The organism is Burkholderia sp. E168m23, assembly GCF_016586125.1.
In the GTDB taxonomy this organism is placed as follows: domain Bacteria; phylum Pseudomonadota; class Gammaproteobacteria; order Burkholderiales; family Burkholderiaceae; genus Burkholderia; species Burkholderia orbicola.
The window spans coordinates 1-10,649 of sequence record NZ_BCPP01000127.1 but is presented as its reverse complement, the minus strand read 5'-3'; the positions used below and the strand labels follow the sequence as shown (position 1 = coordinate 10,649).

General features: G+C 67.1%; 11 protein-coding genes and 1 pseudogene. 4 read left to right on the top strand and 8 right to left on the bottom strand.

The window, feature by feature from the left end; genetic code table 11:
- From JMF90_RS09505 to JMF90_RS09495, 3 genes are all read right to left on the bottom strand, one after another.
- Positions 1 to 321: MlaD family protein (locus JMF90_RS09505; RefSeq protein ID WP_201325066.1), on the bottom strand; the 321-nt coding region annotated here is incomplete at its 3' end.
- Entirely contained in the window at positions 314 to 949 is a 636-nt protein-coding gene (locus JMF90_RS09500; RefSeq protein WP_125380836.1) for a paraquat-inducible protein A, read from the bottom strand. The genes JMF90_RS09500 and JMF90_RS09505, both read right to left, overlap by 8 nt.
- The gene (locus JMF90_RS09495) at positions 946 to 1,611 is read right to left on the bottom strand and encodes a paraquat-inducible protein A (RefSeq protein ID WP_011544616.1); all 666 of its coding nucleotides are present in this window, start codon (positions 1,609 to 1,611) and stop codon (positions 946 to 948) included. Before JMF90_RS09495 ends, JMF90_RS09500 begins: the two co-directional genes overlap by 4 nt.
- A 259-nt stretch (positions 1,612 to 1,870) precedes the next feature.
- Here JMF90_RS09495 and JMF90_RS09490 point away from each other — a divergent pair, with 259 nt between their 5' ends.
- From JMF90_RS09490 to JMF90_RS09475, 4 genes are all read left to right on the top strand, one after another.
- Positions 1,871 to 2,431 (top strand): cytochrome b, encoded by a 561-nt coding sequence (locus JMF90_RS09490; RefSeq protein WP_069232201.1) that lies wholly within the window; start codon positions 1,871 to 1,873, stop codon positions 2,429 to 2,431.
- An 8-nt stretch (positions 2,432 to 2,439) separates the two neighbouring features.
- Complete coding sequence (locus tag JMF90_RS09485) at positions 2,440 to 3,000, top strand: YceI family protein (protein ID WP_054927432.1); 561 nt, start codon at positions 2,440 to 2,442, stop codon at positions 2,998 to 3,000.
- A 65-nt stretch (positions 3,001 to 3,065) separates the two neighbouring features.
- Positions 3,066 to 3,647, top strand: a complete 582-nt coding sequence (locus JMF90_RS09480; RefSeq protein ID WP_006476873.1) for a YceI family protein — start codon at positions 3,066 to 3,068, stop codon at positions 3,645 to 3,647.
- Between the two features lie 200 nt (positions 3,648 to 3,847).
- Positions 3,848 to 5,125 (top strand): MFS transporter, encoded by a 1,278-nt coding sequence (locus JMF90_RS09475; protein ID WP_077179128.1) that lies wholly within the window; start codon positions 3,848 to 3,850, stop codon positions 5,123 to 5,125.
- Between the two features lie 26 nt (positions 5,126 to 5,151).
- Here the strand turns inward: JMF90_RS09475 and JMF90_RS09470 are convergent, their stop codons facing one another.
- From JMF90_RS09470 to JMF90_RS09450, 5 genes and pseudogenes are all read right to left on the bottom strand, one after another.
- Positions 5,152 to 5,607, bottom strand: a complete 456-nt coding sequence (locus JMF90_RS09470; RefSeq protein ID WP_125380835.1) for a hypothetical protein — start codon at positions 5,605 to 5,607, stop codon at positions 5,152 to 5,154.
- A gap of 124 nt (positions 5,608 to 5,731) precedes the next feature.
- On the bottom strand, positions 5,732 to 7,261 hold the full coding sequence (locus JMF90_RS09465; protein ID WP_227745857.1) for a S41 family peptidase: 1,530 nt from the start codon (positions 7,259 to 7,261) through the stop codon (positions 5,732 to 5,734).
- A gap of 217 nt (positions 7,262 to 7,478) precedes the next feature.
- The gene (gene secF / locus JMF90_RS09460; RefSeq protein ID WP_006476870.1) at positions 7,479 to 8,429 is read right to left on the bottom strand and encodes a protein translocase subunit SecF; all 951 of its coding nucleotides are present in this window, start codon (positions 8,427 to 8,429) and stop codon (positions 7,479 to 7,481) included.
- 18 nt (positions 8,430 to 8,447) lie between these two features.
- On the bottom strand, positions 8,448 to 10,469 hold the full coding sequence (secD, locus tag JMF90_RS09455; protein ID WP_006476869.1) for a protein translocase subunit SecD: 2,022 nt from the start codon (positions 10,467 to 10,469) through the stop codon (positions 8,448 to 8,450).
- 106 nt (positions 10,470 to 10,575) lie between these two features.
- A pseudogene (locus tag JMF90_RS09450) lies at positions 10,576 to 10,649 on the bottom strand (preprotein translocase subunit YajC); the annotation flags it as partial.

Below are 10,649 nucleotides of genomic sequence, written 5' to 3'. Positions count from 1 at the left end.
GTCTTCCGCTTCCTTCTTGAGTTGCACCTGGACCAGCACGCGCGACAGGTCCTTCGACAGCTTGATCGTCTTGACCGTGCCGATCTCGACGTCCTTGTACTTGACCTGGGTCTTGCCCGGCTCGAGCCCTTCGGCGCTGTGGAAGCTGATCGTGATTTCCGGGCCGCGCTCGCGCACGGACTTGATCACGAGGCCGATGCCGATCAGCGCGGCGATCAGCGGCACGAGCCAGACGAGCGACGGCAGCCAGCCGCTTTTCGTCGAGATCGCCGGATCGGGCGGCCGGGGCGCGTCGTGCTGCGGGCCTTGTGGACTATTCATGGTGATTCCCTGAGGTTTCGACTGGATCCCAGATCAGGCGGGGATCGAACTGCATCGACGCGAGCATCGTCAGGATCACGACCGAGCCGAACGCGAGTGCGCCGGGGCCGGCCGTGATGACGGCGAGCGAACGGAAATGGACGAGCGCGACGGTCAGCGTCACGACGAAGATGTCGAGCATCGACCAGCGGCCGATGCGCTCGACGATCCGGTAGAGGCGCGTGCGCTGCAGCGGCCGCCAGGCGGCGCGGCGCTGCGCGCTGGTGACGAGGATCGTCAGCACGCCGAGCTTGAGCATCGGCACGAGAATGCTGGCGACGAACACCACCACGGCGAGCGGCCAGTCGCCGGACGTCCAGAAATAGATGACGCCGCTCATGATCGTGTCCTGCTGCGAGCCGACGATCGACGACGTGCGCATGATCGGCAGCAGGTTCGCCGGAATGTAGAGGATCGCGGCCGCGAGCAGCAGCGCCCACGTGCGCATGATGCTGTTCGGGGTGCGCACGTGCAGCGCGCTGCCGCAGCGCGCGCAATGCGCGTGCGGCTGGTCGATCGTCTGCACGAGCCCGCACGCGTGGCAGCTGGCATAGCCCTCGCGGGCGGCGATCGGCGTGGGGCTCGTCATCGGCGGGGCGCGTCCGGCAGCGGCGCGGCGGGGTCGGGCCGCGCCGGCGCGCGGCCGGCGCGCAGGTCGTCGGCGATGTCCCACACGGTGCGCGGGTCGAACATCAGCACGACGGCGGTCATCAGCGTGAGCGCGCCGAACGCGAACAGCGCCGCGTCGGGCACGACGCGCGCGAGGCTGACCATCTTTACGATCGTGACCAGGATGCCGAGCATGAACACCTCGATCATCCCCCACGGCCGCACGAGTTGGATCGTGCGCAGCACGAGGTTGAGGCCGGGCGGCACGACGCCGCGGCGGATTGGTAGCAGGACGTACAGCAGCGCGGCCATCTCGACGAGCGGGAACAGCACGGTCGAGCAGAACACCATCACGCCGACGATCTCCATGTCCTGATGCCACAGCGTGTCGATCGCGCCGATCAGCGTCGTCTGCACGCGCGTGCCGTTCAGGTCCATTTCGAGGATCGGGAACGTCTGCGCGATGATGAACGTGACGAGCGCGGCGACCGCGAGCGCGGTGATGCGCTCGATCTGCGTGGTGCTGTTGCGATAGAGCAGTGCGTCGCAGCGCGGACAGCGCGCGATCTGGCGGCCGCTCAGGCGCGGTTTATGCAACAGTGCGTCGCATTCGTGGCAGGCAATCAGGTCGTATCGTTGCATGGAAAAGGCGGTGTTGCGACGGCTGGGGGAACACGTCGACGGGGCCGGAACCCGCGCCAATCTTACCAAAAGGGCTTTTTCGATGCGTCAAGGATCGTGAGTTTCGTGACCGGTCGGTAACATGGCGGGAAGCCGTCAGCCGGCTGGCGCGCCTGTCCTCAGAGTCCGCGCGCGTCAAAAGGTTGCGGTAGCATGGCGCCCTTGACATGCGTCGGACGAATTTACCGGCGCGGCCGTTCGCTGAACTGAGGAATCCAAGATGGCATCGAAATCGCCGCCGGCCGCGCCGGCACGCTACGCGCACACCGCGATCGCCTTGCACTGGCTGATCGCGCTGCTGATCATCTGCGGCTTCGCGCTCGGCTGGGTGATGACGGACATCCCCGGCTTCACGCCGACCAAGCTGAAGTACTTCTCGTGGCACAAGTGGATCGGCGTGACGGTGTTCGCGCTGGCCGTCGTGCGCGTGCTCTGGCGTGCGACCCACGTGCCGCCGCCGCTGCCGGGCGGCACGCCGGCGTGGCAGCGCGCGGCATCGCACGGCGTGCACATGCTGCTGTACGTGCTGATGATCGTGATCCCGGTGACGGGCTACCTGTACAGCTCGGCGTCGAACATTCCGGTCGTCTATCTGGGTATCGTGCCGCTGCCGCGCCTGATCGACCCCGATCCGGCGCTCAAGGAAACCTTCAAGACGCTGCATGTGTCTTTGAATTACATTCTGCTTGCGCTCGTTGCGATGCACGTGCTCGCGGCGCTCAAGCATCAGCTGTTGGACCGCGACGGCCTGTTGTCGCGCATGCTTCCCTTTGCCAAATGAAGGATCCCATGAAAGTGTCTTTCTCCCGCTCCATGCTGACCGCGTTCGCCGCGGCGGTGCTTGTCGCGTCGGGCGCGGCGCATGCCGACGTCGATCTCGCGAAGAGCAAGGTGTCCGCCGTGTCGAAGCAGATGAACGTGCCGACCGAAGGCGCGTTCAAGAAGTTTTCCGCGCAGGTGAAGTTCGACCCGGCGAAAGCCGCGCAGGGCAGCGCGCAAATGACGATCGACGTCGCGAGCTTCGACCTCGGCGACAAGATGTACAACGACCAGGTCGCCGGCAAGGACTGGTTCGATGCGAAGACCTATCCGCAGGCGACCTTCGTGTCGTCGGCGATCGCGCCGGCCGGCGGCAACAAGTACAACGTGACCGGCAAGCTGACGATCAAGGGCAAGGCCGAGACCGTCACGGTGCCCGTCACGGTCGCGCAAAACGGCGCGACGCAGACGTTCGACGGCGTGCTGCCGATCAAGCGTTCGACCTTCAACGTCGGCACCGGCGAGTGGAAGGACACGTCGATCGTCGCGGACGAAGTGCAGATCAAGTTCCATCTCGTCGCCACGAAGTAAGCGGCAGGTTGCCGCCTCAACTGAATGCCGCGCGAGGGCGCGGCGCCGTTTCCAGGAGAAAAAGTTTGAAAAAGCATCTGATCATCGCTGCCGGCGCTCTGGCCGCTTCCCTGTCGTTCTCGGCCTTCGCCGAAAGCGCAACCTACCAGTTCGATCCGAGCCACACGTACCCGAGCTTCGAGGCCGACCACTTCGGCGGCCTGTCGGTCTGGCGCGGCAAGTTCGACAAGTCGAGCGGCACCGTGACGCTCGATCGCGCGGCGAAGACCGGCACGGTCGACGTGACGACCGACATCGCGTCGATCCACACGGGCAGCGCGAAGCTCGACGAGCACCTGCAGACGGCCGAGTTCTTCGATGCGGCGAAGTTCCCGCAGGCGAACTACAAGGGCACGATCAAGTTCGACGGCGACAAGCCGGTGTCGGTGGTCGGCAACCTGACGCTGCACGGCGTCACGAAGCCGCTCACGCTGAAGATCGATTCGTTCAAGTGCATGCCGCACCCGATGCTCAAGCGTGAAGTGTGCGGCGTCGATGCGGTCGGCGAATTCAGCCGCGACGATTTCGGCCTCGACTACGGCAAGCAGTACGGCTTCAAGATGAAGACGAAGCTGCTGATCACGGCCGAAGCGGTCAAGCAGCAGTAAGACTCCCCGGCGGGGCCGGCCGTCGCGCCGGCCCCGCGGGCAAACCGCCGCGCTCCCGTTACCGGGGCGCGGCGGTTTTTTTTGCGCGCCTATAATCGCCCGAGCGCCGCATGTGGCCATGCGGCGCCGGGCAGGCCGACGGCGCGACGGCGCGACGGCGGCCGCCTCGAACAGAACGTACAACGACAAGGAGATCGCCGATGCATGCCGTCACGCAGTCCAGCTCCATTGCCTCGTCGCCGCGCGTGTGGCGCGCGGTGGTCGCCGCGTCGATCGGCAACGCGCTCGAGTGGTTCGATCTCGTCGTCTACGGCTTTTTCGCGGTGACGATCTCGAAGCTGTTCTTCCCGGCCGGCAACGACACCGTGTCGCTGCTGCTCACGCTCGGCACGTTCGGCGTGTCGTTCTTCATGCGCCCGCTCGGCGCGATCGTGCTCGGCGCGTATGCCGACCGCGCGGGTCGCAAGGCCGCGCTCACGCTGTCGATCCTGCTGATGATGGCCGGCACGCTGATCATCGCGGTGCTGCCGACCTACGGGACGATCGGCGTCGCCGCGCCGGTGATCCTCGTCGCCGCGCGGCTGATGCAGGGCTTCTCGGCCGGCGGCGAGTTCGGCAGCGCGACCGCGTTCCTCGCCGAGCACGTGCCGGGCCGGCGCGGCTTCTTCGCGAGCTGGCAGGTCGCGAGCCAAGGGCTCACGACGCTGCTCGCCGCGGGTTTCGGCACCGTGCTGAACGCGCAGCTCACGGCCGACCAGATGGCGTCGTGGGGCTGGCGCGTGCCGTTCTTCTTCGGGTTGCTGCTCGGGCCCGTCGCGTACTACATCCGCACCAAGGTCGACGAGACGCCCGAATTCCTCGCGGCCGAAGGCACCGCGAACCCGCTGCGCGATACGTTCGCGTCGCACAAGGCGCGCCTCGTCGCGGCCATGGGCGTGGTCGTGCTCGGCACCGTCGCCACCTATCTCGTGCTGTTCATGCCGACCTACGGCGTGAAGCAGCTGGGCCTCGCGCCGTCGGCCGCGTTTGCCGCGATTCTCGTGGTCGGCGTGATCCAGATGGCGTTCGCGCCGCTCGTCGGGCACTGGTCGGATCGCTACGGCCGCGTGCGCGTGATGATCGCGCCGGCCGTCGGCATCCTCGTGCTGATTTATCCGGCGTTCGCGTATCTCGTCGCGCATCCGGGCTTCGGCACGCTGATCGCGCTGCAGGTGCTGCTCGCGTTCCTGATGACCGGCTACTTCGCGGCGCTGCCGGGCCTGTTGTCCGAGGTGTTTCCGGTGCAGACGCGCACGACCGGGATGTCGCTCGCCTATAACGTCGCGGTGACGATCTTCGGCGGCTTCGGGCCGTTCATCATCGCGTGGCTGATCCGCGAGACCGGGATGAAGACCGCGCCGAGCTTCTATCTGATGTTCGCGGCCGTGCTGAGCCTCGCGGCGCTGGTCGTGCTGCGCAAGCGGTTCGGGTTTCGGTGACTCGTGTAGCTAGTGATGGCTGCGATTCAGCCGTCGCTAGCGAGAAGCGTCTTCGCAGTCGCGCGTAGCGCTTCGAGATTGGCCGCCGTGACGCGCTTTCCGGTTCGGTTCTCCGCGGATGTGGCGTCGATGAAGCGGCGGGCCGTGGCGTATTGCGGTTCCGACAGGAGCAGGTGCTTGGCCGCGAGCGAGTTACGCGCTTCATCTTGGGCGCGATTCGCTTCAGCTCCGAGCACACGATAGTTGTTCCGGAAAATTGCTGACACCGGGTTTTGCGGCATTTTCGCCGCCAAATCGTCGAGCGACGAGAAGTCGTCATATCGCGCCTGCTTCAAGGCGAATAGCTCGGCTTGCCCCCATACTTCGACAAACGCCGTGCGTTGCTCTGCGAGACGGGCCGTCTCGCGTGCTGCGCTGACCATGTTGCGGTCGACCATCCAGGTGCCGAAGCTGCCGATAAGCGCGCCCATGATGGTCGTCACGAGTGAATACTTGAACCCCCGGAGGGCTCCGCCTGGCTGAGTACGCATTATCGGGCTGGGTCCGGATGAAGTGATTGGAGCATTCAATTTATCATCGTGGCGCCCGGTCCGGCGCGGCGGCGCGTCAGTTGCCGCCGCGCTCGCAGACCGGTTGCGCCGGCATCAGTTGCGCGGGCGCGGCGATGGTCTGCACCGGGCGGCCGGCGAGGGCATTGAGCGCCTGACGGAGCTGCCAGTCGGCCGCCGTGCCGAATGCGCGCTGCGGCAGCGCCGCGCTCCTCGCCGTATCGACCTTCGCGCGCACGCGCGCTTCGCGCAGCTTCTGCCGGGCCTTGCGCACCTGCGCGAACGGGTCGGGCGCCTGCCGGTCCGCATAGGGCGCGCGGGCGAGATCGACTTCCCGGTACCACAGCAGCACGCCGTCGACGTCCGCATCGCGGCGCGGCGGCACGAGCCGGTCCGGCACGACGCCGTAACCATCCATCGGGCACCCGTTCGGCCGCAGGTTGCGCGCGAACGTGAAATTCAGGCGCGTGCCGTCGATCAGGTCGACGCCCGTTTGCGCGAGCCCTTTCCCGTAGGTCGGCATGCCGAGCAGTGTCGCGCGGCCGAGATCCTTCAGCGCCGCCGCGGTCGCTTCGGCGGCCGACGCGCTCTGGCCGTCGACCAGCACCACGAGCGGTACGGTGCGCCACCAGTCGTCGGCCTGTAGCGGCGCGAGCGGGTCCTGGCCGTGCATGACGGGCAGTTCGTAGTCGGGCCAGTTGGTCGTGTAGCGGCGGCGGTGCGTGCCGTCGCGCTCGACCGTCACCATCGCGGTGCGGTCGCGTCCCGCGAACAGCGCGGTGATGCCGATCGCCGCATTGAGCGCACCGCCACCGTTGATGCGCAGGTCGAGGATCATCTGCTTCACCGGCGGGCCCGCGCGGCGCGCGGCCTGCACCGCGTCGATATAGTCGCCGACCGCCGGCTCCGGAAAACTCGACAGCCGCGTGTACAGGATGTCGCCGTCGAGCCGCTTCGCGGTCGCCGGATGCGGCTTGACGATCGCGCGCACGGGCGCGAAGGTCAGCACCGCATGCTGCGGGCCGCGCTGCACCGTGAGCTTCAGCGGCACGCCCGCGTCGCCCTTCGCGAGCTTCATCAACTCGCCGCCGTCGATGCCGACGACGCTCCTGTCGTTCATCGCGACGACGAGGTCGTCGGGCCGCACACCGGTCTTTTCGGCCGGCGCATCGGGAATCACGTCGATGATGTGCAGCCCGTCGGGCCGCGTCTCGAACACGATGCCGATGCCCGGCGTGCCGTCGCGCGCGCGCCGCTCGTCGTCGCGCCGTTCCTGCTCTTCCTTCGCGTTGAAGAAGCGCGCGTACGGCAGCGTCTTGATGCCTTCGTGGGTCGCGGCGTCGAGCAGCGCGCCGATGTCGACGTCGGTCAGGTGTTGCCGCTTCAGCACTTCGACGGCCGCTTTGAGTTCGCAGAGCTGCGGTTCCCAGTCGGGCGGGCAGGGCGACGGCGGTTGGGCGGCGGGCACCGAAGCGGGGGCAGGTGCAACGGCAGGCGGCGCGGATGCCGGTTGCGCACCGACGAGCGACGCATACGGAAATGCGGCCGCGGCGGCAGCGCAGGCGGCGAGGCGACGAACGACACGCATGGGAAGCATCATCGGGACCGCACGTTCGGACGGATGGCGAGGGGTTTGCCCGGCCGGCGCGCGGCCGGCATGCGGCGGGGCAGGGCGGTGACGATTGTAGCCGACACCCGCGACGGCGCCGGCCGAGCCGTTGGCGCGCCGCACGACGGCGGCCCGCGCATAAAAAAAGCCGACCCAGACGGGCCGGCTTTGCTTCGATGCCGAAACGGCGTGGCGCTTAAACCTGCGCGCCCGCGTTCGGATCGTCCGGATCGTGCGCGGTCTTCTTTTCCTTGACCAGGTCTTCGCGCTTGATGCCGAGCCACATCGCGAGCGAGCCCGCGACGAACACCGACGAGTAGATGCCGAACATGATGCCGACCGTCAGCGCGAGCGCGAAGTAGTGCAGCGTCGGACCGCCGAAGAAGAACATCGACAGCACCATCATTTCCGTCGACGTGTGCGTGATGATCGTGCGCGACATCGTGGTCGTGATCGCGTGGTTGATCACTTCCTGCACGCTCATCTTGCGTTCGCGGCGGAACGTCTCGCGGATTCGGTCGAAGATGACGACCGACTCGTTGACCGAGTAGCCGAGCACCGCGAGGATCGCCGCGAGCACCGCCAGCGAGAACTCCCACTGGAAGAACGCGAAGAAGCCGAGAATGATCACGACGTCGTGCAGGTTGGCGATGATGCCCGCCACCGCGTACTTCCATTCGAAGCGGAACGACAGGTAGATCACGATGCCGATCACGACGCACGCGAGCGCGAGCAGACCGTCGGTCGCGAGCTCGCGACCGACCTGCGGGCCGACGAACTCGACGCGCTGCAGCGTGACGTCCGGGCTCTGCGCCTTCAGCGCGCCCATCACCTGGTCGCTCTGCTGCGCGGACGTGAGGCCTTCCTTCAGCTGCAGGCGGATCAGCACGTTGCGCGACGTGCCGAAGTTCTGCACCTGCGCGTCGGCATAGCCGAGCTTGCCGAGCGTCGCGCGCACGGGTTCGAGTTCCGCGGCCTGCTGGTACTGCACCTCGATCACCGTCCCGCCGGTGAATTCGACGGACAGGTGCAGCCCGCGGTGGAACAGGAAGAACACGGCGGCGAGGAACGTGACCAGCGAGATCACGTTGAACACCAGCGCGTGCCGCATGAACGGAATGTCTTTACGGATGCGGAAAAATTCCATGGCTTCGTCTCCGGGGCCTTATTGGGTCGAGCCCGGTTTCTTCGGCGACACGCCTTGCTGCGCGCGGTTGCGCAACTGCGGCTTGCCGGCGCGGGGCGCGTTGCCCTTCGCCGGGGCGGCGAGCTTCGCGGCGCGCGCGGTGTCGGTCGATTCGTCCTCGTCGGTGAACGACGCGGCGGCAGCGGCGCCTTCCGGCTTCCACACCTGGCCGATCGCGAGCGACTTCAGCTTCTTGCGGCCGCCGTACCAGAGGTTGACGAGCCCGCGCGAGAAGAACACCGCGGAGAACATCGACGTCAGGATGCCGAGGCAGTGCACGATCGCGAACGCGCGAACCGGGCCCGAACCGAACGCAAGCAGCGCGAGGCCGGCGATCAGCGTCGTGACGTTCGAGTCGAGAATCGTCGCCCACGCATGCGCGTAGCCGGCCTGGATCGCGAGCTGCGGCGGCTGGCCGGCGCGCAGTTCTTCACGCACGCGCTCGTTGATCAGCACGTTCGAGTCGATTGCCATACCGAGCGCGAGCGCGATGGCCGCGATACCGGGCAGCGTCAGCGTCGCCTGCATCAGCGATAGCACGGCGACGAGCAGCAGCAGGTTCACCGACAGGCCGATCACCGACACCACGCCGAACAGCATGTAGTACGCGATCATGAACACGGCGATCGCGCAGAAGCCCCAGATCACCGAGTGCACGCCCATCTTGATGTTGTCGGCGCCGAGGCTCGGGCCGATCGTGCGTTCCTCGATGATGTCCATCGGTGCGGCGAGCGAACCGGCGCGCAGCAGCAGCGCGAGGTCGGCCGCGGCCTGCGGCGTCGGCTGGCCCGTGATCTGGAAGCGGTCGCCGAGTTCCGACTGGATCGTCGCGACCGTCAGCACTTCGCCCTTGCCCTTCTCGAACAGCACCATCGCCATCGGCTTGCCGATGTTGTCGCGCGATACGGTGCGCACCGCGCGGCCGCCCGCCGAATCGAGGCGGATGTTGACCGACGGACGCTGGTGTTCGTCGAAGCCGGCCGATGCATCGATGATGCGGTCGCCGGTGAAGATCACGTCCTTCTTCAGCAGCACCGGCGCCTGGTTGCCTTGCGTGAACAGCTCCTCGCCCGGCGGCACGGGGTCGTTCGGGTTCGGGTGCGTGTTGATCGGGTCGGCCAGGCGCGCCTCGAGCGTCGCGGTGCGGCCGATGATGTCCTTCGCCTTCGCAGTGTCCTGCACGCCCGGCAGTTCGACGACGATGCGGTCGCTGCCTTGCTGCTGCAGGATCGGCTCGGACACGCCGAGCTCGTTCACACGGTTGTGGAGCGTCGTCAGGTTCTGCTTGAGCGCGGCGTCCTCGACCGACTTCTGCACGGCCGGCGTGAAGGTGCCGACGACTTGCGTGCCGCCGCCGCCGGGCTGGGTCGCCCATTGCAGCTCGGTGATCGACGCGGCGAGCACCTTGCGGGCGTCTTCCGCCGTCTGCGCATCGCTGAAGTTGACGACCACGGACTGCTCGACGCGGCTCACGCCGCCGTCGCGGATGTTCTTGTCGCGCAGCAGCGAGCGCGCGTCGGACGCGTCGGAGTCGAGCTTCTTCGTGAGCGCGCCCGTCATGTCGACCTGGAGCAGGAAGTGCACGCCGCCGCGCAGGTCGAGGCCGAGATACATCGGCAGCGCGTGCAGGGCGGTCAGCCAGCGCGGCGACGCGCTCTGCAGGTTCAGTGCGACGACGTACTGCGGATCGTTCGGGTCGGCATTCAGCGACTTCTGCAGCAGGTCCTTGACGCGCAGCTGCGTATCGGTGTCCTTCAGGCGCACGCGGATGTTCGCGCTGGTCGCCGTGTTCTCGAAGGTGACGTCGTCCGGCTTGATCTGCGCGGACGCGAGTGCCGATTCGACCTGGGTCAGCGTGGTCGAGTCGAGCTTGACCGTGGCCTTGCCGCTCGACACCTGCACCGCCGGCGCTTCGCCGAAGAAGTTGGGCAATGTGTACAGAAGGCCGATGGCGAGCGCCACGACCATCACGACATATTTCCAGAGTGGATAACGATTCATGAGGGGGCCGAACGGGTGGTTGGCGTGAAAGCGTCGCGTCCGGCGCCGCGGCGGCCCGCTCTCTCAGGCGGGCACGGCGCGGGGAGCCGGACGCTCGGTGAAAGCCTTACAGCGACTTGATCGTGCCCTTCGGCAGAATGGTCGTGACGGCAGCCTTCTGCACGGTGATTTCGGTGCCTT